The sequence below is a fragment of the Flagellimonas alvinocaridis genome (assembly GCF_965248585.1).
Classification (GTDB): Bacteria; Bacteroidota; Bacteroidia; order Flavobacteriales; family Flavobacteriaceae; genus Flagellimonas; species Flagellimonas alvinocaridis.
In genome coordinates this window covers 2909362-2935119 of record NZ_OZ252111.1, presented here as the reverse complement: position 1 = coordinate 2935119, position 25758 = coordinate 2909362, and the positions used below count along the sequence as shown (strand labels likewise).

Here is a 25758-nt window from a genome sequence, read left to right as displayed (position 1 = left end):
CTGCGCTCGATGTGACAAAAAATCAATCTGTCTAAATTACATCAAGAAAAAAGTATTCAAAATAGAAACTGGATGTACTTATAAAGATTTTATCAACGGACTTTTATCTATCCCAAAATCATTCCGGCAATGGTGGCCGAAAGCAAGGATGCCAAGGAACCGCCCAAAACGGCTTTCATGCCAAATTCGGAGAGGGTCTTGCGTTGTCCAGGAGCCAAGGAGCCAATACCGCCTATCTGAATACCAATGGAGGCAAAGTTGGCAAAGCCACAAAGCATATAGGTGGCCATAATTACTGATTTGTTATAGGCAAAATGCAAGTCATTGGTCATGTTCTTGAGTTCCGCCAATTGAATGTAGCCCACAAACTCGCTGGCGGCGAGTTTGATACCAAGCAGTTGACCCATAAGCATCATGTCTTCTCCCGATACACCAATGAGCCACATTAAAGGGGCGAAAATATAGCCCAAAATGAACTCAAGAGATAGTTTTTGGTATGGAGTGTTTTCCGCTATGATTTCGTTTAAGGAAGTAAAATGCCAAGCAAAATTCCATTTTTCTATAGTGATTCCATCAAAACTTGCCATTCCACCTAAAATTCCATTGATCATGGCAATAAAGGCCACAAAGACCAAGAGCATGGCCCCAACGTTCAGGGCCAGTTTTAATCCTTCCGTGGTTCCATTGGCAATGGCATCCAAGATGTTGGCACCTATTTTTTCCGATGAGACTTGGACATCAGTGTTCACTGTCTCGGTCTGTGGATATAATATTTTTGAAATGACAATGGCTCCCGGAGCTGCCATTACGGAAGCAGCCAACAGGTGTTTGGCAAAAACCAAGCGTAACTCAGGGTCATCTCCGCCCAAAAAACCAATATAGGCAGCAAGAACGGCCCCTGCCACGGTGGCCATCCCGCCAATCATCACCAAAAGAATCTCGGACTTGTTCATTTTTTCGAGATAGGCCTTGATGAGCAATGGGGCTTCGGTCTGCCCCAAAAAGATATTTCCAGCTACCGAAAGACTCTCCGCTCCTGATATGCCCAAGGATTTGGATAGCAACCACGCAAGTCCTTTTACAATAATTTGAATTATTCCAAGGTAATAAAGCACAGAGGTCAATGCAGAGAAAAATATAATGGTGGGCAATACCTGAAAGGCAAAAATATAGCCGAACTTGTCCATGTCCATCACCAAGCCCTCAAACAGAAACTGGCTTCCGGCACGGGTAAATTCCAAAATGCTGACAAAAACTTCCCCGACTTTTTCAAAGGCGTATTGTACAAAAGATACCTTGAGCACTCCAACGGCAATCAATAATTGTAATGCAAGGCCAATACCTACTGTTTTCCAGTTGATGGCTCTTCTATTGGAACTGAACAAAAAGGAAATAAAAATCAGTACGGCCATTCCCAAAGCCCCACGCCATAACGTATGAATGGAAAATCCTTGATTGGGTATGGCTTCGGTCACGCTCTGAACCGAAATATCATCAATAATAGTAGTGCCAATAGCAATGTTGAGGGAGTCGGTGGTTGAGGTATTTTGTCCTAAGGCAATAGCACATAGGAGTAGTAGTGTCAGGAAACTTATGGTCTTTTTCCCCATGTAGTCGGTTTATTTGCGCTTGGAAATTTCGTCCCGCAGTTTGGCGGCCTTTTCATAATCTTCACTGGCCACTGCTTTGTCCAATTCCTTATGGAGCTCATCCAGCGACATTTCCCTATACCCATGGGTGTCGGCTCCAGATTCTATCTCTACGGTTTCGCCTTCTTGAAGGATTTCATCCACTACAATACTATCGTCTTCCTCATTTTCATCATTCTCCTTCGGTGAGAATTTGAGAAAAATCCCAGCTTTGTCCAAGATGGTCTTGTAGGTGAAAATGGGAGCATCAAACCGGAGTGCCAAAGCAATGGCATCACTGGTTCGGGCATCAATGATTTCCTCTGCCTTGTCCTGCTCACAAATGATACTGGAATAAAAGACCCCATCCACTAGTTTATGGATAATGACCTGTTTCACGACAATCTGAAACCTATCGGCAAAATTTTTGAATAGGTCGTGGGTCAAGGGTCTTGGTGGTTTGATTTCTTTTTCCAAAGCAATTGCGATGGACTGTGCTTCAAAGGCACCAATGACAATAGGAAGTTTTCGGTCTCCCTCCACTTCATTTAAAATAAGGGCATACGCACCATTCTGCGTTTGACTGTATGATATTCCCTTTATTTTCAATCGAACTAAGCTCATAATCTCCTCCTAAAACCCCAAAGGGCCGTTCAAATAAGTGGCGTAACCAGTTATCTGAACAGCCCCTTGTTAAGGGCAAATTAACAAAATTTAAGCGTTTTGGGCTTTAAATTCCTTTAATTTTTCGATGAGCTTGGGGACCACTTCAAAGGCATCCCCAACTATTCCGTAATCTGCAGCTTTAAAGAAAGGAGCTTCTGGGTCATTGTTGATGACCACCTTGGTTTTTGAAGCGTTTACCCCAGCCAAATGTTGAATGGCCCCAGAGATTCCTATAGCAATATAAAGATTGCTGGCTACAGGTTTTCCAGTTTGACCTACGTGTTCGCCATGGGGGCGCCATCCCAAATCAGATACGGGTTTTGAACAGGCTGTTGCCGCTCCCAATACCTCAGCCAATTCTTCAACCATGCTCCAATTTTCGGGACCTTTGAGTCCCCGGCCACCTGATACCACGATGTCGGCGTCGGCAATGGATACTTTACCTGCTACTTTGTCCACTTCAATGGACTTAGTGGAAAAGTCTGCATCGCCCAAGGAGGGGTTGAAATCTTCAACAGAAGCTGAAACGTTGTTTTCCATTGTACCATAGGCATTGTTGGACACTCCTATAATTTTCACTTCCGAACTGATTTCGGTGTGTGCAAATCCCTTGTTGCTGAATGCGGTGCGCTTTACTACAAAAGGGGAGGTGCTATCCGGTGCGGCAACCACATTGGGCACGTAACCTGCGTTTAATTTAGCGGTTAGGATGGGTGCCAAAAACTTGGTGTCGGCACTGGAACTTACAATAATGACTTTGGCTCCTTCGGCCTCGGCAGCTTGGGCCAATGCATTGGCATAGGCTTTGGCGTTGAAAGTGGCCAATTGGTCATTGGATATTTTTAAGACTTTAGAAACACCGTAATTACCTAATGATGCATCATCGTTGGCATTAAAGGCAACTGCCGTAACACTTGTTCCAAGGTCTTGCGCCACTTTGTGGGCATAGGAAGCCACTTCGAGGGCACTTTTTTTGAATTTTCCTTTTTCGGATTCGGTATATACTAATACTGACATAAAAATTTCTTTAAATTTTTTCCTGAACTTATTTCAGGAACCTTATGACTTTTTCGAATGGATTCCGAAACGAGTTCGGAATGATTTGGCTGTGCCTTAAATCACTTTGGCTTCGTTATGCAATAGGGTTACCAATTCCCCAACATTATCTGCATCAACCAGTTTCACTGGTCCTTTTGGAGCTGGTTTCTCAAATTTTTGGTCTTGGGTAGGTTGTGAAGCTTCCATGGGTTCTACCACATTGAGTGCTTTTTGACGGGCCATCATGATTCCTCGCATGTTGGGAATGCGAAGGTCACTTTCCTGTACCAATCCTTTTTGGCCTCCAATAACCAAGGGTAGGGAAGTGCTTAATTTTTCTTTACCGCCATCGATTTCCCGAAGGGCCGTGGCCGTATTACCATCGACTTCCAGGCCAATACAAGTGTTCACAAAATTCATATCCAAAAGGGTGGCCAGGATTCCTGGGACCATCCCTCCATTGTAATCAATGGATTCCCTGCCTGCTATGACAAGGTCATACCCCCCATTTTTAACAATTTCAGCCAATTGTTTGGCCACGAAAAAACCATCGGTGGGTTCAGCATTAACCCGTATGGCCTCATCAGCCCCAATGGCCAATGCCTTACGAATGGTGGGTTCGGTCTGTGGACCGCCCACTGTGGCCACATGTACGGTGGCTCCTTGTTTTTCCTTGAACCACATGGCGCGGGTCAATCCAAACTCATCATTGGGATTAATCACAAACTGCACCCCATTTGTATCGAACTTGGTATCACCATCCGTAAAGTTTATTTTGGAGGTGGTATCTGGTACATTGCTAATGCAAACTAAAATCTTCATAGGTACTTAAGGTTTATGGTTTCAAAGATAGCTATTAAATTCATAAATTTATTATGCATGCATAATAAATTTCGCTGTTTTTTTTGATTTATCCCCAAGCATTGTTCTTTTAGTTTTTGCTATTTTTGCTTGCGTTTTTAAGCACACTAACAAAACTTTTAGCATCAGTTAATGAAAACACTACAGTTTAGGGAAGCAATTGCGGAAGCCATGTCCGAGGAAATGCGAAGGGACGACAGCATTTATTTGATGGGTGAGGAAGTTGCGGAATACAATGGGGCCTACAAGGCTTCCAAAGGAATGTTGGACGAATTTGGACCGGAACGCGTATTGGACACTCCCATTTCTGAGTTGGGATTTGCCGGTATCGGTGTAGGTTCCGCCATGAATGGCAACCGGCCCATTATAGAGTTCATGACTTTCAATTTCTCCTTGGTGGGAATTGACCAGATTATAAACAATGCCGCTAAGATTCGCCAGATGTCCGGTGGGCAGTTCAACTGTCCCATTGTATTTAGGGGGCCAACTGCTTCTGCGGGGCAATTGGCGGCTACGCACTCCCAAGCTTTTGAAAGTTGGTTTGCCAACTGTCCAGGATTGAAGGTAGTTGTACCTTCCAATCCAGCTGATGCCAAAGGATTGTTGAAAGCTTCCATCCGTGATGATGACCCCGTTATCTTCATGGAATCGGAACAGATGTATGGTGACAAAGGCGAAGTGCCCGAGGGTGAGTACACCATCCCATTGGGTGTTGCCGATATCAAAAGAGAAGGAACTGATGTAACCATTGTCTCCTTCGGAAAAATCATCAAGGAAGCCTACAAGGCCGCTGATGAATTGGATAAAGAAGGCATTAGCTGCGAAATTATTGATTTGCGCACCGTGCGTCCCATGGACCATGATGCCATCCTTAATTCCGTGAAGAAAACCAATAGAATGGTTATCTTGGAAGAAGCATGGCCTTTTGGAAATGTGGCCTCCGAAATCATCTATCATGTTCAGGATAAAGCATTCGATTATTTGGATGCCCCCATTGTAAGATTGAACACGGCCGATACCCCGGCACCCTATTCGCCTGTTCTTTTGGCCGAATGGTTGCCCAATCATGAGGATGTGATTAAGGCTGTTAAGAAAGTGTTATATAAATAGCTTGCGTATATTTGTAAGGTATATTAGCCCCGTCAACCATGTTGATGGGGCTTTTTTAACGGAACAGTTTTTGATAAGAAGTTACTTTTGAACCAAAATTTGACCTAAAGTACAGTTGGGAACCCGAGCGGTTATCCCAATGTCCCATATATCAACATATGAAGAGATTCCTAGCTGTTTTCTTTTTACTTTCTTCTTTGTCCATTTTATCCCAGACCAAGGTGGGCGGTATTATATTGGACGAATCGGGAGATCCCATTGCCTTTGCCAATATTATCTTTAAAAATTCCTCTGAAGGGACCATTACCAATGACAATGGTAGGTTTTATCTAGAATCAGATGATACTTATGAAACTATAACGGTCACTTTTATCGGTTATGAAAGCAGAGATATTCATTTGCCCCAAAAGGTGAACTACGGAATGGAGATTGTATTGAACGAATCCATGGAGCAACTCAAGGAGGTTATTGTGTATACAGGAAAGCAGTCCAAAAAAGATAACCCGGCCATTGATATTCTTAGAAAAATCTGGGCCAAGAAACGCGAAAACGGAGTTCGTAAGTTCAAACAGTACAAATACGATAAATACGAGAAAATAGAGTTTGACCTTAATACCATAGATAGTGCCCTGATTCAAAGCAAACTGTTCAGGGGATTGGAATTTATGTTTGAGGATTTGGACACTTCGAGGATTACAGGAAAGACCTATTTGCCTTTCTTTTTGAACGAAACCTTTTCCAAGGTGTATGGTGATAACATCCTAAATCGTGAGAAAGAAGATGTCTTGGGGAACAAAAGCTCGGGATTTGAAGGAAACCAGGCCATTACCGCATTTGTGGAAGACTTGTACTCTGATTATGACATCTACGATAACTACCTGCGGTTTTTTGATAAAAGTTTTACCAGTCCGTTGTCCAAGACAGGTATAGACACCTATAATTATGTGTTGTCGGACAGTACCTTTATTGATGATAAATGGTGCTATAACATCATCTATTATCCAAGGAGAAAGAATGAACTTACCTTTAAAGGAGATTTTTGGGTAAACGATACCACCTTTGCCATCAAGAAGATTAACATGCAGGTCACCAAGAGTGCCAACATCAATTGGGTAAAGGACATTTACATTGAACAGGATTTTGATGTGGTCAACGATTCGGTCTTTTTGCTGAAACGGGACTATATGCTAAGCGACTTTGCCTTTTCCAAAAAGGAAAAATCAAGAGGGGTGTACGGTAAACGCACCACGGTCTTTGATAATTATGAGTTTGATGTAAGTCGGCCCGAGCCTTTCTATAAAGCGGAATCAGACCCCTATGACCCAAGGGTTTTTTCCCAGGATACCACTTTCTGGAAGAATGCCCGCTTGGAAAGCCTTAGTGATGACGAATCAGGGATTTTTAAACTTTTGGACACCCTAAAGACCGTTCCCAAATTCCGAACGTACTATGATATTGTAAGTATTTTAGGTTCTGGGTACATCGAAATAGACAAGTGGAACATAGATATCGGGGATGTCTACAGCACCTTCGGCTATAATGATGCGGAGGGAATGCGGATTAGGGGAGGGGCCCGTACCTATTTTGGACAGAACGATACTTGGCGTCTGGAAGGCTATATGGCCTACGGGTTTAGTGACCATAAATTCAAGCACGGGCTTTCAGGCAAGTTCTTACTGGACCGAAAGACGCGGCTTATTCTTTCAGGGGGGAACAGAAGAGATATAGAGCAGTTGGGACTAAGCCTTACCAGCACCAATGATGTTCTGGGCAGGAGTATTGCTTCGTCCTCCTTAGTAACCGTAGGTTCCAATGATAGGCTTACCAATATCAATCTTTCCACATTGGGCTTGGAAATGGAGCCAGTAAAAAATTTCAGGATACGTTTGGGAAGTTCCTTGCGTACTCTGGGCTCAGCCTTGCCCGATGCCTTTAATTTGGATTATGTGGATGCCGATTCACCAACGGGCATTTCATCAGAAGTAAAACAATTTGATGTTAGCACTACGCTTATCTATACACCGGGAAAAAGAACCATTGGATACGGTGTGGAACGGGCCAACATTAATGATGACCATAGCGAAGTGGTATTGAATTATACCAAAGGTATAAGTGGCTTTTTGGAAAGTGACTTTGACTATGAACGCCTCCAATTTTCATATCGAAAACCTTGGCAGGTAGGCGGATTTGGAAGGTTGACCACCAGTGTGGAACTTGGAAAGACCTTTGGTGAAGTGCCTTTGGCTCTTCTGAGTGTTGTTCCTGGAAACCAAACTTTGTTTTCACTCTACAATGTATTTCCCAACTTGGATTTTTACGAATTTGTGACCGATACCTATGCCACCGTGCATTTGGAACACAATTTTAATGGGAGACTGTTCTCCAGAATTCCATTTTTGCGCAAGTTCAACCTGCGTGAAATTGTTGGATTGAGAGGGGCATGGGGCCAGCTTTCCGATGAAAACATCGCACTGAGTGCCCCCGCCAACATCCCATTAATGGCTCCAGAAGACCAGATTTATTGGGAATATTCCTTTGGGGTGGGGAACATCTTCAAGATTTTGCGAATCGATTTCAATTTTAGGGGGAATTATCTAGATAACCCAGATGCACGTCCGTTTGGAATCACCGGAACCTTCGGATTTAATTTTTAATTAATACGAATAACGCAATTTCATTACCCCATTCCATCTGTACAGGCTATTTTTGCAAAAAAATAAAACTTCAAACATGTCCAAAAGAGAACCCGTTACCTTTGATGTACTAATTGAAATTCCAAAAGGTAGCCGAAACAAATACGAGTACGACTTTACCTTGCATAAGATTCGGTTCGATCGAACCCTGTTTTCCTCAATGATGTATCCTGGGGACTACGGTTTTGTTCCCGAGACCTTGGCTTTGGACCATGACCCCTTGGATGTATTGGTGTTGGGTACCGAACCTACTTACCCCATGGTGGTTATGGAGGTGAAGCCTGTGGGGGTCTTCCATATGACCGATGAAAAGGGACCTGATGAAAAGTTGATTTGTGTTCCTGTTTCCGACCCTATCTGGAGCAAGAGGGATGATATCAGCGAACTGAATCCTCATAGACTAAAGGAAATCGAGCACTTTTTCCAGGTGTATAAGGACTTGGAAAAGAAAAAGGTCGACACCGGAGGCTGGGGTGGTGTGGACGAAGCCATAGCGATTTACCACGAATGTGTGAAACGCTATGATGAAAGTGAACACAAAAAGAAACGTACCTATACCATTTAAGGAACAATCACCAAGAATTTATGCGCTTTTACTAAATAAAAGCGCATTTTTTTTATTACTTCGTATTTTACTACATTAGCTGCCATTAAAAAAATCTTAAATAACTACAAACTATGGATTTGATTGTAAAGTTTTTGCCCGTATTTGGTATCCTGGGCCTACTGTACGTGTTCATTAAAAACGTATGGATCTCCAAACAGGAAGTCGGGGATGAAAAGATGGCAAGAATTGCCAAGAACATTGCAGATGGGGCAATGTCGTTCTTGAAGGCTGAATATAAAATATTGAGCATTTTCGTTGTAGCCGTGGCCATTCTACTGTTCTTTAAAGGTAGCAATGAGGCAGGTTCCAATGGCATGGTGGCCGTTTCCTTTATTGTTGGGGCCATTTGCTCTGCTTTGGCCGGTTTTATCGGAATGAAAGTAGCCACCAAAGCAAACGTACGTACCACAAATGCTGCTAGGACTTCTTTGGGTAAGGCTCTTGAGGTTGCGTTTGCAGGAGGTGCCGTAATGGGCCTTGGTGTTGTGGGCCTTGGTGTCTTGGGGTTAAGTGGACTTTTTATGATTTACAGTGGACAAGGTTGGGCCTTGGGTGAAGTACTGAATGTGCTTTCTGGCTTCTCCTTGGGCGCATCTTCCATAGCGCTCTTTGCCCGTGTGGGTGGAGGTATCTATACCAAGGCGGCAGATGTTGGTGCCGACCTTGTTGGTAAGGTAGAAGCAGGTATTCCTGAAGACCACCCTCTTAACCCTGCAACCATTGCGGACAACGTTGGTGACAATGTTGGTGATGTTGCTGGAATGGGTGCCGACCTTTTTGAATCATACGTAGGTTCCATAATTGGTACCATGGTATTGGGTGCTGTATTTGCAGGTCTTCCAGAGTTCCAAGCCGCTTTTGACGGTCTTGGGGCCGTATATCTTCCATTGGCTTTGGCCGCAGTAGGAATTGTAATGTCCATTATCGGGACTTTCTTTGTTAAAGTAAAGGATGGTGGAAATCCGCAGACTGCATTGAACATTGGTGAATTTGGCTCTGCCGCTCTAATGTTGGTGGCATCCTATTTCTTGATTTCAGGAATGCTTCCAGATTCATGGGTTGAAGGAGGAAAAGAATATACTTCAATGGGTGTTTTCTGGGCTACCATCGCCGGTCTTGTTGCCGGATTATTGGTAGGTAAGGTCACCGAATATTATACAGGAACAGGAACTAAGCCTGTTAACTCCATTGTGCGTCAGTCCGAAACTGGTTCTGCAACAAACATTATCGCCGGTTTAGGTGTGGGTATGATGTCCACTGCCATTCCAATCATATTGATTGCCGCTGCGATTTTGGTATCACATTATTTTGCTGGATTATACGGTATCGCTATCGCGGCCGTAGGGATGTTGGCCAATACCGGCATCCAGTTGGCGGTTGATGCCTACGGACCAATTTCCGATAACGCGGGAGGTATTGCTGAAATGGCAGAATTGCCAAGCGAAGTACGTGAGCGCACCGATAAATTGGATGCCGTTGGAAACACCACAGCTGCCATTGGTAAAGGTTTTGCCATTGCTTCCGCGGCTTTGACCGCTTTGGCATTGTTTGCAGCTTTCATGAAGACTGCGGGTGTAACATCCATTGATGTATCTCAACCGGATATCATGGCGGGACTATTGATCGGGGGAATGCTTCCTTTCGTGTTCTCTGCCCTTTCCATGAACGCCGTAGGTAGAGCTGCCATGGCCATGATTGAGGAAGTACGTCGTCAGTTTAGGGATATTCCCCAATTGAAAGCAGCCCTTGAGGTAATGCGTAAATACGACGCTGATATTTCAAAAGCGTCAGAAGAAGATAGAAAGATTTTTGATGCCGCCGATGGTGTGGCCGAATACGAAAAGTGTGTGGCCATTTCCACACAGGCTTCCATTAAGGAAATGGTTTTCCCAGGATTGTTGGCGATTGCCGTTCCTGTGGCCGTTGGGTTTATTGGAGGTGCCGAAATGTTGGGTGGATTGTTGGCTGGTGTTACTACAGCTGGGGTGTTGATGGCCATCTTCCAATCCAATGCGGGCGGTGCTTGGGACAACGCCAAAAAGACCATTGAAAGTGAAGGCCGCAAAGGCTCCGATGCCCATAAAGCTGCCGTGGTTGGAGATACTGTTGGAGATCCTTTCAAGGATACCTCGGGACCATCCTTGAACATTTTGTTGAAATTGATGTCCGTTGTGGCTTTGGTCATCGCGCCAAGTTTGGTAAGCCTATCCCCAGCAGATGAGTTGAGCATGGTGAAAGAAGACGGTACGGTCATCACTATTTCTGAGGAAGGAATGAAAGAGACCAAAACCATTGCCAAGAAGTTCTTGGTGGAGGTAAGCAATACTGCTGATGGTGCCTACAAAGCCATTGTTACTTCAACGTATGAGGCCAATGGGAAAGTAGTGGATGAGATAGAAGAGTTTACTGCTGAGACCAAAGAAGAAGTGGAACAATTGGCGGAAGCATACAAAAAGAAGATAAAGCACTAATTACTTTGTCTCGATACAACTAAAAACCACGCCAAAGGCGTGGTTTTTTTATTGTGAATTCAATTTATGCTAGATTTCTCAGTCGCTACGCTTCTTCGAAATGGCCTTACCGTTCCTACTGTAATTTCGAACCCACCTTGGGAGCGTGAGAAATTTTACATCAATTCAATTTAAACGTAATGGGTATGGAGAAGGGCACCTTTACGGCATTGCCCCGTTGCTTGCCCGGAATCATCCGGGGTAGTTTGGAGATGATGCGGGCCGCTTCGCCTTCCAAACTTTCGTGGGGGCCACGCATGCGTACATCGCCGATGGTGCCATCCTTTTGAATGGTGAACACCACATTTACCCGACCTTCCAGACCCATTTCTTGGGCAATTTCAGGATAGCGGATGTTTTTTTGGATATGTCTTTGCATCATATTCTGAAAACAAATCTTCTTTTCTTCTTTATCGGTTATATTTTCACAACCAGGAAATATGGGTGCGTCTTCAATCAATACCCAGGGAACAAATTCAGGTATGTCATCACTGGCTACCGCTATATCTTCAATAGGTGCAATTTCTGTATCCTGATCAGGTTCTATGGATTCGATAATGGTTTCAATAATTTCTTCATCGTCAGGGGCAATTTCAATAACTGGAGGTGCTTGGATGATTTTGGGTTTGGGAAGTTCAATTTTAGTGATGGGAACTTCTTCAATAAGCTCATCTTGAACGTGTAGTTTTGCATAATCCCAATCTACTTCAGGGTCATACGTTTTCCACTCCAATGCGGTGTAGATAAGGAGCAATACCAAGAACATCCCCATAAAAAAATAAAGGAGACTGTTCCGTTTCAATTCCACATGTTGATTTTTCTTTGGTTCCATGATTTTCAAGTTTTAATGGCCCGTGAGGGTCGCAGTTCGTACCCTTAAACTACTTTGAAAATCATCCGAAAAAAACCTGTAATGAGTGAACGCCCCTTTTGGATTAGGGAATGACCTTGATACGGTTCAAGATGGGTTTTATATGCCCAGAGTGGGGAGGTGTTTCACTTTGTGATAGATGAGGGCAGCCCGTATACAATGCTTGAGTTCATCCACGGGGATTTCATCATCCTTTTGGAAAACAAGGGCTCTTTTTCCTTCAAATTCAAAAACATTCTGGAAGGTTGCCTTGAACGTTTCCACCAATCGGCTGGTACACTTAAAGTACAAGGCATACTGGTTGGGGGCCTTGGATTTCCAATCCATCCGTATGGTGCTGCCATTTTTGGTCAAATAACTGGGTTCACCCCATTTCAGGGTCTCTTCCAGTGTGGATATATCCTCGGTTTCCTTGGCAGTTTCCACAATCAACTCCCGAAGTACTAACAGCTTTTCCCTGGCCCAATCAGGGTAGCGGTCGAACACCATTTGTACTTCGGGATTTGTGGTTATCTGAAGGTTTTCCATGAAAATCAGTCGGTCAACGCTTGGTAAATCAAAGCACGGAGTTTTCCATGGTCGTCAATTTTCCCAGCTGGGATTAATTGGGTAAAATAGACCACTGCCAATTCTTCCTCTGGGTCTACCCAATAGGAAGAGTGATAGGCGCCACCCCAACCATATTCACCTTTGGAGCCTAATACCCCGCGTCTGCCCAAATCCTCCACAACGGAAAAGCCCAGACCGAATCCGGTGCCATTTCCCCAAGGATAAATAACATCACTGGCCAAATGGTTCACGGTCATCAGTTCCACGGTTTTGGGGGATATGATTTGTTTACCATTGAACGTTCCTTTGTTGAGCGTCATTTGTAGGAATTTGGCATAGTCCATGGCGGTGCTCAAAAGACCGGCACCACCGGAAAAGCTTTTTCGGGGACCATTCACATACGCCCCTTGGCCTACCATATGCCCAGGTTCTGGGGCACGCTCCAATCCGTTTTCGGTAGCGGAATATACTGTGGCCAAACGCTGTCTTTTATCCTTTGGAAGATAAAAATGGGTGTCGTTCATGCCCAGAGGGTCCAGAATATTTTTCTTGATGAAAACATCCAAAGGTTCGCCAGAAACCACTTCAATCAAGGCGCCAAGAATATCGGTGTTATAGCCATACACCCATTTTTCACCGGGTTGTGATTCAAAGGGGAGGTCGGCCATACGGTTGATGGTCGCTTGGATGGGTTCGTCACGGTCGGCAAAATACCATCCTTGAATCTTGGCGGCTTCCCAGAGGTCTTTGGCTATGCCACTACCGTAGGAAACTCCCGAGGTATGGGTGAGCAAATCGCGAACGGTGATGGGCCTTTTGGCCTTCACTACATCATAGGAACCATCTTCTTTGGCCACGGCCACCTTGGTTTCCATAAAAGCCGGCATAAATTTTCCCACGGGATCACTGATGAGCAATTGCCCTCGTTCCTGCAAGATCATCACCCCAACACTGATAACGGCCTTGGTCTGCGAAGCAATCCTAAAAATGGAGCTTTCGGTCATGGGGACGTTGTTCTCCATATCGTTCTTTCCAAACGACTGCAAATAGGCCACTTTTCCTTTGCGGGCCACCAGTGCCACCGCACCGGACAGTTCGCCGTCATCCACATACTCCTGAAAGGTCTGGGTGAGTACGTTGAGGCGTTCGGAAGATAGGCCCACCTGCTCAGCAGGGACTTTGGCCAACTCTTGGGCCGTGGTGCCCACATAAAGCAAGGATACAAAGGCAAAAAGTAAAAACTTGGAAAACGATAGGGTTCTCATAATGGGTTGATTGTGATGATTATTTTTTTATTTCTGGATTTCCAACAGCTCCATGGCCTTTTTCAATTCTTCTTGGAGTTCATCATAGCCGATGATTCGGCCAATGCTGACATACTCCAAAAAATGGGTGCGTAGGTTTTGATAAAGGGTTTCCTTGATCTGGCTTTGCAGCTGGATGACCTCTTTGGTCTGTTCCATACTTTCCAACTGCTTGTAGAGCTTTATGATGTCTGAATTCATGGTATTGGGTTTTCTGATTATTACAGGGTAAAATCTTGAATACAAAAACTAAATATACCTAATATCTAAATATATAATCAATGGGCATAATGGTTTTTGGAGATTGAAGTCGAGGACGGTATAGAACTAAGCTGTAATATACAGCTGGATAGATATGATTATGTTAGTTAATAGCCCAATTAAAGAAATGACCCAGTTTTTAGATTTAGATATTAGTCTAGAAAGCAAATAGCATAGAATGGTTAGAAATGAGATAAAAGAAGGTGTGATGAGGTAGATTATGTTTCCGTGATTGCCACTTGGCGAGTATGGGGCTGATAAAGTGAAGAATGTTAACAAAAATGTGATGATGATAATTACAAGTACATTTTGACTTGGACTGTTAATGTCAATTTTATCTTCTTCCACCATAATCTATTCAAACAAGCCGTGGATCTCCGCATCAATGCGGTTGATCACCTTGCCCAAATCCTCGGGAGAGTCCACAAAGTTGAGGTTGTCCACATCAAAAATGAGCAATTTCCCTTTTTCGTAGGTATTGGCCCAAGCCTCGTAACGTTCGTTCAGTCGACTGAGGTAGTCAATGGAGATACTGTTCTCGTAATCCCGTCCACGCTTATGGATTTGGTTCACCAAATTGGGGATGGAACTGCGTAGATAAATCAACAGGTCTGGTGGTTGTACCAAGGTCTCCATCAACTCAAAAAGGCTTTTGTAGTTTTCAAAATCCCGATTGGTCATCAACCCCATGGCATGTAGGTTGGGCGCAAAAATATGGGCATCTTCATAGATGGTCCTGTCTTGGATCACATCCATACCAGTTTCACGGATTTTTAGAATCTGTCGGTAGCGACTGTTCAAAAAGTAGATCTGCAGGTTAAAACTCCATCGTTCCATTTGGGTATAGAAGTCATCCAGGTACGGATTGTCCACCACGTCCTCAAAATGGGCGTCCCACTTATAATGTTTGGCAAGTAAGTTGGTTAAGGTGGTCTTTCCGGCGCCAATGTTTCCTGCTACCGCAATATGCATGGGATGATGTTGTTTAAAGTTGGTGTATTAAGTTGGGGAACCAATGCGCAATATACAAAGTATATCCAGTAGAAGAAAAAAAACCGGTTGAAATGGGAAACTTGTGAACAGTGATCAAACAAAGTTTTAAAATATGTGGCAAATATGTACTTTTGCCCATCTGAATGAGGATAGATTTGACTGATTGCAACCTCGGCCGCCAACAGAAGGGTGTACAAAAATGCTAAAGCAGTTTATACTGAACTAGATTCGGGCTTCTTGATGAAGCATTGTAAACTTCTTGGGGCTTTTCCGTCAAAACCATCCACACTAAAAACGAAATACAATGGCTTATTTGTTTACCTCAGAATCGGTAAGTGAGGGACATCCAGATAAAATTGCAGATCAGATCAGTGATGCCCTTTTGGATAATTTTTTGGCCTTTGACCCCGAGAGCAAGGTAGCTTGTGAAACCTTGGTGACCACGGGCCAAGTGGTCTTGGCGGGCGAAGTGAAGAGTGACACCTATTTGGACTTGCAGAGCATTGCCCGGGAAGTCATAAACAATATTGGTTACACCAAGGGGGAGTATAAGTTCAGTGGCGATTCCTGTGGGGTGATTTCCTTGATTCATGAGCAATCCCAAGAAATCAACCAAGGGGTGGATCGTGGCAGCAAAGAAGAGCAAGGTGCAGGTGACCAGGGAATGATGTTCGGGTATGCTACCAAGGAAACTGACAACTATATGCCCTTGGCCTTGGATATTTCGCACAAGATTTTACAGGTTTTGGCAGAATTGCGACGTGAAGGTACCCAGCTGACTTATCTACGACCTGATGCCAAGGCACAGGTGACCATAGAATATTCGGATGATAACGTGCCACAACGTATCGATACCATTGTGGTCTCTACCCAGCACGATGAGTTTGGAACAGATGTCGATATGCAGGCCAAGATCAAGGAAGATGTAATCAAAATATTGATTCCAAAGGTCAAGGAACTTTTGCCCGAAAACATCCAGAAACTATTCAACGATACCATAAAATATCATGTAAACCCCACCGGAAAGTTTGTGATTGGTGGTCCGCATGGCGATACAGGCCTTACTGGCCGTAAGATCATCGTGGATACCTACGGAGGAAAGGGAGCGCATGGTGGTGGTGCCTTTAGTGGAAAGGACCCCAGCAAGGTGGACCGTAGTGCGGCCTACGCTGCTCGACATATTGCCAAAAACTTGGTGGCCGCGGGAGTAGCCGATGAGATTTTGGTGCAGGTGAGCTATGCCATTGGGGTAGTGGAACCCACATCCATTTTTGTGGATACCTATGGGACCGCCAATGTGGATTTAACCGATGGCGAGATTGCCAAAAAGGCTTCCGAACTCTTCGATATGCGACCCTTTGCCATTGAAGAACGCCTAAAACTACGTAATCCCATTTATTTGGAAACGGCGGCCTATGGCCATATGGGGAAACAGCCCCAAACCTTGACCAAGGTCTTTGAATCACCTTATAATGGAAAAATTGAAAGGGAGGTAGAGCTGTTCACTTGGGAAAAATTGGATAAAGTGGATGCCGTGAAAGCAGCCTTCAACCTATAAAGAAAAATAACCACACTAAACGAAGGAGTCTCGAAAGGGGCTCCTTTTTTGTTTGGGATACTCTGCGGAACTTTAGTAGTTTTAGGCAATCAAAATACAAAGCGATGAAAAGTTTGGTCAAGGTTCTGTTTCTAAGTGTTGGTCTGTTGTTTGTAATTGGCAGTTGTAAGAAGACCGTAAAAACCGGAGTTCAACAAGTTGATACCTATGTACAAGATCATTATACCAAGCAGGAAGTGGATATTGAGATGCGGGATGGGGTAACACTGCACACCACCATATATTCCCCAAAGGACACTTCCAAGGAATATCCCATTCTGATGCAGCGCACCCCCTATAGTTCCCGACCCTATGGTGAAGGGAATTTCAGGACACAGATCGGGCCCAATGTGCATTTAATGAAGGAAGGGAACATTATTGTGTACCAAGATGTGAGGGGGCGTTGGCTCAGTGAGGGACATTATGAAAATATGCGGGCTTATATTCCCAACAAGACCTCCAATGATCAAGTGGATGAAAGTTCGGATACCTACGACACCATTGATTGGTTGGTGAACAATGTGGAGAACAACAATGGCAATGTTGGGGTCTGGGGGATTTCCTATCCCGGGTACTATGCCACCTATGCCACTGTGGATGCGCATCCGGCCTTAAAGGCCGCTTCGCCCCAAGCCTGTATCGGGGATTTCTTTTTTGACGACTTTCACCACAACGGGGCCTATTTATTGAGCTATTTTAGGGCCACTTCCCTTTTTGGGACCCCGCGTCCCAATGGCGATCAGCCTATCGACACGGCTTGGTATGTGTTGCCGGAATTGCCTACGGAAGACCAATACCAATTCTTCTTGGATGCCGGCCCCTTGAAAAACCTGGACTACTTTTTTGAGTATGAAACTGCGGATACCCCAAAAATGCGCCCAGAAGGCGTGACCGATGACTTTTTCTGGAATGAGCTCAAGGAACATCCCAATTATGATGAGATGTGGCAACGCAAGGGTCTTATCCAGCATCTAAAAAATGTAAAGAGCCATGTGGCCACCATGATCGTGGGAGGGTGGTTTGATGCCGAAGACCTTTACGGTCCGTTGGAAACCTACAAAAACATTGAAAAATACAATGAAGGTAACTACAATACCATGGTTTTTGGTCCGTGGGATCATGGACGTTGGTCCAGACGGGATGGTCGAAGCTTGGTGGGCAATTATTATTTTGGGGATTCCATTGCAGAGTTTTATCAGGATAATATCGAAACCAAATTCTTCAACCATTTCTTGAAGGGTGATGGTGATATGAATTCCGGCCTTCCCGAAGCCTACGTGTTTGACACGGGTAAAAAGGAATGGAAACAATACGATACATGGCCACCAGCAGATATGATGAAACAGACCCTATACCTTTCAGAAAATCAAGAATTGACCTTGGAACAAAAAGGAACCGATGGAATCCAGTTTATCAGTGATGTAAAAAAACCGGTGCCTTATTCCGAAGATGTAAAGACTGTGTTCACCCCGCGAAAGTACATGACGGATGATCAACGATTTGCCGCAAGGCGTTCCGACGTTTTGGTGTTTGAAACCGAGGTGATGGATGAGGACCTTACCCTGGCAGGCGATATTATGGCGCATTTAAAAGTGGCCACCACGGGAACGGCGGCTGATTGGATTGTCAAGGTCATTGATGTGCATCCTGCTGATGCCGAAACCAATGAGGAAATGCAGGACCACCTTAAAATGAGCAATTATCATTTAATGGTACGGAGCGAGGTATTGCGAGGACGCTTCCGTAACAGTTTTTCCAATCCGGAACCTTTTACGCCCAATCAAAAGACCGATGTGGATATTAAGCTCCAAGATGTGTTCCATACGGTGAAGAAAGGACATAAATTACAGATTCAGGTGCAGAGTACGTGGTTTCCCCTTATCGATTTGAACCCGCAGACCTATGTGGACAATATCTTTAAAGCGGATGAGTCCGACTTTAAGACCCATACGCATACCGTTTTTACCGATTCGAACATTGAGTTTTCGGTTTTGCGCTAATTTTTTCCAAAAGATTAGGAATTTCGGTGTTTCCATCAGTATATTTGTGCCCACAAGTTCAAACACGTATTGATTAGTTATCAAGAAAGGTGGAGGGAATAGACCCTGTGAAGCCTTAGCAACCCTTGGCCCCTAGTGTCAAGAAGGTGCTACATTCTATCCCAGTTGGGAATAGATAACGACGATCGATTTTTCGATTTCACTTTCTTATAACTTTTTGATTTATCTATGGGCCATGCCCTTGGGTTTGACTTTTACGTATTGTTTTAAAAATTAAAAAAAAGAAAAGTCATGAGTGATCAAAAATTTGCAACCAACGCATTACATGCCGGACACGATACTACCCAAACAGCGGGTACCAGGGCAGTGCCTATTTATCAGTCAACCTCGTATGTGTTCAACAACACGGACCATGCCGCCAACTTATTTTCATTGGCGGAACTGGGCTTCATCTACACCCGATTGAACAACCCTACCAACCAGATTTTACAAGATCGTTTGGCGGCAGTTGAAGGTGGAGTCGGCGCAGTGGTATTTGCTTCCGGGACATCAGCCATTTCAACAGGGTTGTTGACGCTATTAAAGGCTGGAGACCATATTGTGGCTTCGAGCAGTTTATATGGGGGTACCTATAACTTGTTGAATGTGACCCTGCCTAGATTGGGTATCACAACCACTTTTGTGGATGCATCCGATCCTTCCAATTTTGCGGCTGCTGTTCAAGATAATACGCGTGCCTTCTTTGTGGAATCTTTAGGGAACCCCAAGTTGGATGTGCTCGATTTAAAAGGAATATCCAAAGAAGCCAAAGCCGCACAAGTACCTTTTATTGTGGACAATACGGTGGCTACTCCCGGGTTGTTGAATCCGATAGAGCATGGGGCCAATTTGGTGATCCATTCTTTGACAAAATACATTGGCGGCCAGGGGAACTCCTTGGGTGGGGCCATCATTGACGCCGGTACGTTTGATTGGGCCAATGGAAAATTCCCTGAGTTTACCGAACCTTCTGCAGGCTACCACGGTTTGGTGTACCACGAAGCCTTGGGTGCTGCAGCCTTTACTTTTAAATTGATTTTGGAGGGACTGCGTGATTTTGGTGGGGCTTTGAGTCCGTTCAATGCCTTTCAGATTTTGCAAGGTTTGGAAACTTTGCCCGTTCGAATCAAACAGCACAGTGAAAATGCTTTGGCATTGGCCGAATGGCTGGAAAGTAGGGATGAGGTTGCTTGGGTCAATTACCCTGGATTGAAAAGTAGCCAATACAATGATTTGGCAAAAGAGTACCTGCCAAAAGGCCAAAGTGGAATCGTTACCTTCGGGGTAAAAGGTGGGTTTGAAGCGGCCAAACAACTGACCGATGCTACCCAGATATTCTCATTGTTGGCCAATATTGGTGATACCAAATCCTTGATTATACACCCAGCCAGCACCACGCACCAACAATTGAACGAAGAACAACAGGAAAGTGCCGGTGTGACCCAAGATTTAATTCGTTTGTCCGTAGGTCTTGAGGATATCGAAGATTTAAAAGCCGATTTGGAGCAGGCCTTTGCAACCATCGGATAAAAAAATAGAACACGCATATTACAGACACGTACATGTTACAGCATCTTAGCATACCACAATTCACCACACAGAATGGCACCACACAGGATCTGCAATTATCCTATCAGCTTTTTGGGCAGCCCTTATATTCGGCCCCAATTGTTTTGGTGAACCATGCCCTTACCGGAAATTCCAATGTGGCCGGTGAGCATGGATGGTGGTCCGATCTTATCGGTAAGGATAAATCCATCAACACCGATATCTATACCATTTTGGCCTTCAACATTCCGGGAAATGGTCATGACGGTTTTGTAATCGACAATTACAAGGATTTTGTGGCAGGGGATATCGCAAGGATTTTTCTTTTGGGATTGCAACAGTTGAAGATAGACCGGTTGTATGCCATCATTGGAGGATCTTTGGGTGGGGGGATTGCTTGGGAAATGGCAGCGTTCAACCCAGGTATCACGGAACATATGATTCCTGTGGCCTCGGATTGGAAGTCAACTGATTGGCTCATTGCCAACTGTCAGATCCAAGAACAATTTTTGATCAACTCCAAACAGCCCGTTCACGATGCTCGTATGCATGCCATGCTTTGTTATAGGACCCCTGAATCCTTCAAGGAGCGGTTCAAACGGAGTACCAATGAGGAACTTCAGGTCTTTAATGTGGAGAGCTGGTTGATGCACCATGGAAAGAAACTTCAGGAACGGTTCCAACTATCAGCTTATAAGTTGATGAACCAATTGCTGAAGACTATTGACATTACCCGAAATGGGGATGAGGCATTCAAGGCACTTCAAGACAGTGATACCAAGATCCACATCATCGGGGTCAATTCGGATTTGTTTTTTACGGCCGAGGAAAACAAGGAAACCTTTAAGCGATTGGCTCAGGCCAATACCAATGTCACCTATGGTGAAGTACAGTCACTGCATGGCCATGATGCTTTTTTAATGGAATTTGAACAGCTGGAAAAGCTTTTGGAAGCCGTTTTTCCAAAAAAAGGAAAGCAGGAGCGCATCAAGGTCCTAAAGTTTGGTGGCAAGTCCTTGGCTAATGGGGAAGGCATTGAAAGGGTGTTGAACATTATCACCAAAAGGGCGGCCGCCCATGAGAATTTTGCCGTGGTGGTCTCGGCCCGTGGCAAGGCTACGGACCAATTGGAGAACATGCTTGAAAAGGCGGCAAGGGGAGAGGAGTTTGAGGAAGCTCTGGCTACTTTTTCTACCTACCAGAAGAATGGTTTTTCCGTAGCTATTGAAGACGAACTCAAATCCATAGAAAAAATATTGAGCGGAGTCTTCCTTACCGGGGATTATAGTTTGAGAACCAAGGACGAGTTGTTGTCTTTTGGGGAATTGATCTCCGGAAAGACCGTTGCCGCACTTCTGAACAAAGGAGGGTTAAAGGCACAGTTGATAGATTCCAGAAGCTTGATCAAGACCGATGACACCTATAGCAATGCTGAGGTGGACCAGAGTCTTTCCAAAGAGAATGTGATCCGTTGTTTCCATGACTTGGATTCGGATACCATACCTGTGGTGACCGGTTTCATCGCCTCCAATAAAGAGGGTATAACCACAACTTTGGGCAGAAATGGCACCAATTATTCAGCCTCTTTATTGGCTAATTTCTTGGATGCCTCCGAACTCATCAACTATACCCATGTGGATGGTATTTTCACGGCCAACCCGGATTTGGTGAGCGATGCCAAGCTGATTGATATGATATCGTACGATGAGGCAAATGAGCTGGCCAATTTTGGGGCGACCATTCTGCATGCGAAGACCATAATTCCACTTATTGAAAAGAACATCCCCTTGCGTATCTGTAATACGTTCAATGATGACAATGAGGGAACCCTGATTGGTCCGAAAACCCAAAATGGGGGGATCAAGTCCCTTTCGGTTTTGGATAATATGGCCCTCATCAATTTGGAAGGAAGGGGTCTTTTGGGCAAAGTGGGCATTGATGCTAGGATTTTTAGGACATTGGGCCAGAACGATATCAGCGTTGGGATTATTTCCCAAGGTTCCTCGGAAAGGGGAATTGGTTTGGTGGTTGATTCTTCCAAAGCTGAAAAAGCCAAGAAAGTCTTGGATGCAGAGTTTGAGACCGATTACTCTTCGCAAGACATCAACCAGATTACTGTGGCCAAGGATGTGTCTGTGATCTCCATTGTGGGAATGGATTTGAGCAGTTTCCACAAACCCTTTAACGCCCTGGTCAAAAACCAAGTGATCCCCTTGCTTTTCAACAATACTGTTACGGGCAAGAATGTAAGTATGGTGGTGAAAAAGTCAGACCTTCATAAGGCCATCAATGTGATACACGGACAGATTTTTGGTATTGCCAAAAAGGTAAATCTGGCCATTTTTGGGCATGGCAACGTTGGGGGTACGCTTATCGACCAAATATTGGATTCCCAAAAAAGCATAGAAGAACGAAAAGGGATTGGGCTTAAGGTCTTTGCTGTAGCCAATTCTAAGAAAGTACTGTTGGATGCTTCGGGAATTGGTGCTGATTGGAAGAAAAGATTGGAAAAAGAAGGAATCCCCTATCAGATGGAGAGTGTGGTATCTTTTGCCCAAACCCATCACTTGGAGAACCTTATTGCGGTTGACAATACGGCAAGCAAGCCTTTTGTGGAGAACTATGAAACCTTGATCAAGCATGGTTTTGACTTGGTCTCCTCCAATAAGATTGCCAATACATTGAGCTTTGAGAAATACAAGTCCATACGAAAGTGTTTGGACAAGAACCAAAAGCAGTATTTGTACGAGACCAATGTGGGGGCAGGGCTACCCCTGATCGATACCATTAAACTATTACACCTTTCCGGAGAGAACATAACACGAATCAAAGGGGTGTTTTCAGGTTCGTTGAGCTATATTTTCAATACCTTTTCAGAACAGGATAGCCCATTCTCATCCATTGTAAAGGAAGCTATGGAGAAAGGATATACCGAACCAGACCCTCGCGAAGATCTATCAGGCAACGATGTGGGTAGAAAATTGTTGATTTTGGCCCGTGAATTGGATCTTCAAAACGAGTTCTCGGATATTGAAGTGGAAAATCTGATTCCAGCCGAATTGAGGACACTTGAGTTCGATGCCTTCATGAAGAAGGTTGAAGATATGGATGCCGTTTATGAGGATATCAAAAATGCACAAAAAAGAAACCATGTACTGCGATATGTGGGAGACTTGCATGGAGATCTTCAACAGGACAAAGGGGTTTTGGAGGTGAAATTGGTGTCCGTACCCAAAGAAAGTGCGTTGGGACAGGTAAAGGGTTCCGATTCCATTATTGAGATCTATACCGAATCCTATGGGGAAAACCCATTGGTTATCCAAGGAGCTGGAGCTGGGGCTGCGGTCACAGCCAGAGGGGTCTTTGGTGATATATTAAGAATAGCAGAAAAGATATGAGCGAGCAGAAGAAACAATTTGAAACGGAAGCGATCAGAACGCAAATCGAGCGTTCCCAATTTTTGGAACATTCCGTGCCTATGTACCTTACCTCGAGCTTTGTGTTTGAGGATGCCGAGGACATGAGGGCCTCCTTCGCAGAGGAAAAGGACCGCAATATTTATTCGCGTTACGCCAATCCAAACTCCTCTGAGTTTATCGCGAAGGTTTGTAAAATGGAGGGGGCCGAAAGTGGTTTTGCCTTTGCATCGGGTATGGCCGCGGTGTTCTCAACCTTGGCGGCCCTGTTGGATAGTGGCGACCATATCATCTCTTCCAAGAGCATATTTGGGTCTACCCATAGTCTTTTCACGCAGTTTTTTCCAAAATGGAACATTGCCACCAGCTATTTTGATGCCAATAATTTGGACAGTATTGAGGCATTGATTACGCCCACAACCAAGATCATTTATGCCGAATCGCCCACCAACCCAGGTGTGGATGTATTGGATTTGGAGGCGTTGGGGAACATTGCCAAAAAACACGGACTTATTTTTATTATTGATAATTGTTTTGCTTCTCCCTACCTACAACAGCCCATTAAATTTGGTGCGGATTTGGTGATTCACTCCGGAACCAAATTGATAGATGGTCAGGGAAGGGTTTTGGCAGGGATTACTGTTGGAAGCCATGGATTGGTGGACAAAGTATACCGCTTTTCCCGCATAACCGGGCCTTCCCTTTCTCCGTTCAATGCATGGGTGTTGTCCAAAAGCTTGGAAACTTTGGCTGTTCGGGTAGACAGACACTGTGCCAATGCTTTGGAATTGGCTACGTATTTAGAGAAACATGATAAAGTAGAATGGGTAAAATATCCGTTTTTGAAGTCGCATCCCCAATATGAAATCGCCAAAAAGCAGATGAAGGCCGGAGGATGTGTGGTGGCCTTCGAGGTAAAAGGCGGATTGGAAGAAGGACGCAGGTTCTTCAATAGCATAAAATTGTTGTCCCTTTCTGCCAATTTGGGAGATTCGCGAAGTATAGTAACGCACCCGGCATCGACCACGCACAGTAAACTCACCAAAGAGGAACGGGAGGCTGTTGGAATTTCAGATGGTACGGTACGGGTTTCAGTTGGCTTGGAACACATACAGGATATTATTGCGGATATTGAGCAAGCTTTGGGCTAAAACTTATGCGGCCTATATTTTTGAATAGCGGATTGTTAATTTTCGCTATATTCGTGGGATGCTCTCCAAGAAGACAAAATATGGCTTAAAGGCTTTGGCCTACCTTGCCTCGGTAGGGGATAAGGAACCTGTTCAGATTGCCGAAATCGCCAAACATGAGAACATCTCCCAAAAGTTCTTGGAAAGCATTTTGCTTACCCTCAGACGAAATGGTTTTTTGGGTTCCAAAAAAGGAAAAGGTGGAGGGTATTACCTCATTAAGGAGCCTAAAGATATCTTAATGACTTCTGTAATGCGGGTCTTGGAAGGACCCATTGCCATGGTTCCATGTGTCAGCCTCAATTTTTATGAAAAGTGTGATGATTGTCCTGACGAAGGAGAATGTTCCGTGCACAAGTTGATGCTCCAGGTGCGGGACAGTGCTTTGGAAGTCTATCGAAACAACACCTTGGCAGACCTAATTTCATAGGTGAAAATCCATTAATTTTTAGAGTTAATGATCAATGAATTGATAAAAGTTGGTGTATTATCCAATTAATCTACTAAAACGATAGGATAAAAGTAATTTTATATCGATTTTAACGATTTACTTTGATAATTAATTCTATTTTTGAAATCCCTAGTAAATCGATAGGATAAAAAATAACAGATGATTGCAGACCAACTCATAGTTCACAAGACCAAAGAAGAGACTACTACTTATAAAAAGGACAGTAGTTCTGAAAGTCCTAAGCGTAGTATTGTAAAATCTATAAGTTGGAGGATTGTGGGTACTTTGGATACCATTATTATTTCATGGATCATAACCGGGACCTTGTCTTTGGCCTTTTCCATTGGTCTAGTGGAATTGGTTACCAAAATGGTGCTCTATTTTTTTCATGAGCGAATTTGGAATACAATCAAGTGGGGTAAATAA

20 protein-coding genes and 1 riboswitch are annotated in these 25758 nt (G+C 44.2%); of the genes, 11 read left to right on the top strand and 9 right to left on the bottom strand.

What is annotated here, in order from left to right; genetic code table 11:
• Positions 1 to 107: 107 nt before the first annotated feature.
• The 4 genes from ACP14V_RS13190 to ACP14V_RS13175 all read right to left on the bottom strand — a co-directional run bounded on the left by ACP14V_RS13190 (position 108) and on the right by ACP14V_RS13175 (position 4154).
• Positions 108 to 1610: a NupC/NupG family nucleoside CNT transporter gene (locus ACP14V_RS13190; RefSeq protein WP_272608433.1), complete on the bottom strand. Its 1503-nt coding sequence runs from the start codon at positions 1608 to 1610 to the stop codon at positions 108 to 110.
• 9 nt (positions 1611 to 1619) lie between these two features.
• Positions 1620 to 2252, bottom strand: a complete 633-nt coding sequence (locus tag ACP14V_RS13185) for a bifunctional nuclease family protein (protein WP_272608432.1) — start codon at positions 2250 to 2252, stop codon at positions 1620 to 1622.
• 90 nt (positions 2253 to 2342) lie between these two features.
• Positions 2343 to 3311: an electron transfer flavoprotein subunit alpha/FixB family protein gene (locus ACP14V_RS13180; protein WP_272608430.1), complete on the bottom strand. Its 969-nt coding sequence runs from the start codon at positions 3309 to 3311 to the stop codon at positions 2343 to 2345.
• Positions 3312 to 3407: 96 nt separating this feature from the next.
• A complete protein-coding gene (locus ACP14V_RS13175) occupies positions 3408 to 4154 on the bottom strand; it encodes an electron transfer flavoprotein subunit beta/FixA family protein (RefSeq protein WP_272608429.1) in 747 nt (248 codons plus the stop codon).
• Positions 4155 to 4325: 171 nt separating this feature from the next.
• Here ACP14V_RS13175 and ACP14V_RS13170 point away from each other — a divergent pair, with 171 nt between their 5' ends.
• The 4 genes from ACP14V_RS13170 (at position 4326) to ACP14V_RS13155 (ending at position 11074) form a co-directional block, all read left to right on the top strand.
• Entirely contained in the window at positions 4326 to 5303 is a 978-nt protein-coding gene (locus ACP14V_RS13170) for a pyruvate dehydrogenase complex E1 component subunit beta (protein WP_272608427.1), read from the top strand.
• A gap of 158 nt (positions 5304 to 5461) precedes the next feature.
• Positions 5462 to 7957, top strand: coding sequence for a DUF5686 and carboxypeptidase-like regulatory domain-containing protein (locus ACP14V_RS13165; RefSeq protein ID WP_272608425.1), 2496 nt, complete (start codon positions 5462 to 5464; stop codon positions 7955 to 7957).
• Between the two features lie 76 nt (positions 7958 to 8033).
• A complete protein-coding gene (locus tag ACP14V_RS13160; protein WP_136566540.1) occupies positions 8034 to 8561 on the top strand; it encodes an inorganic diphosphatase in 528 nt (175 codons plus the stop codon).
• Positions 8562 to 8674: 113 nt separating this feature from the next.
• Entirely contained in the window at positions 8675 to 11074 is a 2400-nt protein-coding gene (locus ACP14V_RS13155) for a sodium-translocating pyrophosphatase (protein ID WP_272608423.1), read from the top strand.
• A gap of 160 nt (positions 11075 to 11234) precedes the next feature.
• Here the strand turns inward: ACP14V_RS13155 and ACP14V_RS13150 are convergent, their stop codons facing one another.
• The 5 genes from ACP14V_RS13150 to ACP14V_RS13130 form a co-directional block, all read right to left on the bottom strand.
• Positions 11235 to 11945, bottom strand: a complete 711-nt coding sequence (locus tag ACP14V_RS13150; RefSeq protein WP_272608421.1) for an energy transducer TonB — start codon at positions 11943 to 11945, stop codon at positions 11235 to 11237.
• Positions 11946 to 12083: 138 nt separating this feature from the next.
• Positions 12084 to 12512, bottom strand: coding sequence for a DUF1801 domain-containing protein (locus ACP14V_RS13145; RefSeq protein WP_272608419.1), 429 nt, complete (start codon positions 12510 to 12512; stop codon positions 12084 to 12086).
• Positions 12513 to 12517: 5 nt separating this feature from the next.
• On the bottom strand, positions 12518 to 13798 hold the full coding sequence (locus ACP14V_RS13140) for a serine hydrolase domain-containing protein (protein ID WP_272608417.1): 1281 nt from the start codon (positions 13796 to 13798) through the stop codon (positions 12518 to 12520).
• Positions 13799 to 13825: 27 nt separating this feature from the next.
• On the bottom strand, positions 13826 to 14038 hold the full coding sequence (locus ACP14V_RS13135; protein ID WP_272608415.1) for a hypothetical protein: 213 nt from the start codon (positions 14036 to 14038) through the stop codon (positions 13826 to 13828).
• Positions 14039 to 14452: 414 nt separating this feature from the next.
• On the bottom strand, positions 14453 to 15070 hold the full coding sequence (locus ACP14V_RS13130; RefSeq protein WP_136566534.1) for a deoxynucleoside kinase: 618 nt from the start codon (positions 15068 to 15070) through the stop codon (positions 14453 to 14455).
• Between the two features lie 325 nt (positions 15071 to 15395).
• On the opposite strand from ACP14V_RS13130, the gene metK reads away from it, so the two are divergent.
• The 7 genes from metK (at position 15396) to ACP14V_RS13095 (ending at position 25758) form a co-directional block, all read left to right on the top strand.
• Entirely contained in the window at positions 15396 to 16649 is a 1254-nt protein-coding gene (metK, locus tag ACP14V_RS13125) for a methionine adenosyltransferase (protein ID WP_272608412.1), read from the top strand.
• Between the two features lie 104 nt (positions 16650 to 16753).
• A complete protein-coding gene (locus ACP14V_RS13120; protein WP_272608410.1) occupies positions 16754 to 18688 on the top strand; it encodes a CocE/NonD family hydrolase in 1935 nt (644 codons plus the stop codon).
• 74 nt (positions 18689 to 18762) lie between these two features.
• Positions 18763 to 18870: riboswitch (SAM riboswitch) on the top strand.
• 109 nt (positions 18871 to 18979) lie between these two features.
• Positions 18980 to 20257, top strand: coding sequence for an O-acetylhomoserine aminocarboxypropyltransferase/cysteine synthase family protein (locus ACP14V_RS13115; RefSeq protein WP_272608408.1), 1278 nt, complete (start codon positions 18980 to 18982; stop codon positions 20255 to 20257).
• 32 nt (positions 20258 to 20289) lie between these two features.
• The gene (gene thrA / locus ACP14V_RS13110; RefSeq protein ID WP_272608406.1) at positions 20290 to 23673 is read left to right on the top strand and encodes a bifunctional aspartate kinase/homoserine dehydrogenase I; all 3384 of its coding nucleotides are present in this window, start codon (positions 20290 to 20292) and stop codon (positions 23671 to 23673) included.
• Positions 23670 to 24842: a trans-sulfuration enzyme family protein gene (locus ACP14V_RS13105; RefSeq protein WP_272608404.1), complete on the top strand. Its 1173-nt coding sequence runs from the start codon at positions 23670 to 23672 to the stop codon at positions 24840 to 24842. Before thrA ends, ACP14V_RS13105 begins: the two co-directional genes overlap by 4 nt.
• Positions 24843 to 24900: 58 nt before the next feature.
• The gene (locus ACP14V_RS13100; RefSeq protein WP_136566528.1) at positions 24901 to 25311 is read left to right on the top strand and encodes an RrF2 family transcriptional regulator; all 411 of its coding nucleotides are present in this window, start codon (positions 24901 to 24903) and stop codon (positions 25309 to 25311) included.
• A gap of 180 nt (positions 25312 to 25491) precedes the next feature.
• Positions 25492 to 25758 (top strand): DUF2061 domain-containing protein, encoded by a 267-nt coding sequence (locus ACP14V_RS13095; RefSeq protein WP_136566527.1) that lies wholly within the window; start codon positions 25492 to 25494, stop codon positions 25756 to 25758.

Excerpts from the sequence above, each read along its gene's own strand:
- ACP14V_RS13155 (WP_272608423.1), top strand. The coding sequence starts at position 8,675 with ATGGATTTGATTGTAAAGTTTTTGCCCGTATTTGGTATCCTGGGCCTA.
- ACP14V_RS13160 (WP_136566540.1), top strand. The coding sequence starts at position 8,034 with ATGTCCAAAAGAGAACCCGTTACCTTTGATGTACTAATTGAAATTCCA.
- ACP14V_RS13165 (WP_272608425.1), top strand. The coding sequence starts at position 5,462 with ATGAAGAGATTCCTAGCTGTTTTCTTTTTACTTTCTTCTTTGTCCATT.
- ACP14V_RS13100 (WP_136566528.1), top strand. The coding sequence starts at position 24,901 with ATGCTCTCCAAGAAGACAAAATATGGCTTAAAGGCTTTGGCCTACCTT.
- ACP14V_RS13145 (WP_272608419.1), bottom strand. The coding sequence starts at position 12,512 with ATGGAAAACCTTCAGATAACCACAAATCCCGAAGTACAAATGGTGTTC.
- metK (WP_272608412.1), top strand. The coding sequence starts at position 15,396 with ATGGCTTATTTGTTTACCTCAGAATCGGTAAGTGAGGGACATCCAGAT.
- ACP14V_RS13150 (WP_272608421.1), bottom strand. The coding sequence starts at position 11,945 with ATGGAACCAAAGAAAAATCAACATGTGGAATTGAAACGGAACAGTCTC.
- ACP14V_RS13140 (WP_272608417.1), bottom strand. The coding sequence starts at position 13,798 with ATGAGAACCCTATCGTTTTCCAAGTTTTTACTTTTTGCCTTTGTATCC.
- thrA (WP_272608406.1), top strand. The coding sequence starts at position 20,290 with ATGTTACAGCATCTTAGCATACCACAATTCACCACACAGAATGGCACC.
- ACP14V_RS13095 (WP_136566527.1), top strand. The coding sequence starts at position 25,492 with ATGATTGCAGACCAACTCATAGTTCACAAGACCAAAGAAGAGACTACT.
- ACP14V_RS13135 (WP_272608415.1), bottom strand. The coding sequence starts at position 14,038 with ATGAATTCAGACATCATAAAGCTCTACAAGCAGTTGGAAAGTATGGAA.
- ACP14V_RS13185 (WP_272608432.1), bottom strand. The coding sequence starts at position 2,252 with ATGAGCTTAGTTCGATTGAAAATAAAGGGAATATCATACAGTCAAACG.
- ACP14V_RS13130 (WP_136566534.1), bottom strand. The coding sequence starts at position 15,070 with ATGCATATTGCGGTAGCAGGAAACATTGGCGCCGGAAAGACCACCTTA.
- ACP14V_RS13105 (WP_272608404.1), top strand. The coding sequence starts at position 23,670 with ATGAGCGAGCAGAAGAAACAATTTGAAACGGAAGCGATCAGAACGCAA.
- ACP14V_RS13175 (WP_272608429.1), bottom strand. The coding sequence starts at position 4,154 with ATGAAGATTTTAGTTTGCATTAGCAATGTACCAGATACCACCTCCAAA.
- ACP14V_RS13180 (WP_272608430.1), bottom strand. The coding sequence starts at position 3,311 with ATGTCAGTATTAGTATATACCGAATCCGAAAAAGGAAAATTCAAAAAA.
- ACP14V_RS13120 (WP_272608410.1), top strand. The coding sequence starts at position 16,754 with ATGAAAAGTTTGGTCAAGGTTCTGTTTCTAAGTGTTGGTCTGTTGTTT.
- ACP14V_RS13170 (WP_272608427.1), top strand. The coding sequence starts at position 4,326 with ATGAAAACACTACAGTTTAGGGAAGCAATTGCGGAAGCCATGTCCGAG.
- ACP14V_RS13190 (WP_272608433.1), bottom strand. The coding sequence starts at position 1,610 with ATGGGGAAAAAGACCATAAGTTTCCTGACACTACTACTCCTATGTGCT.
- ACP14V_RS13115 (WP_272608408.1), top strand. The coding sequence starts at position 18,980 with ATGAGTGATCAAAAATTTGCAACCAACGCATTACATGCCGGACACGAT.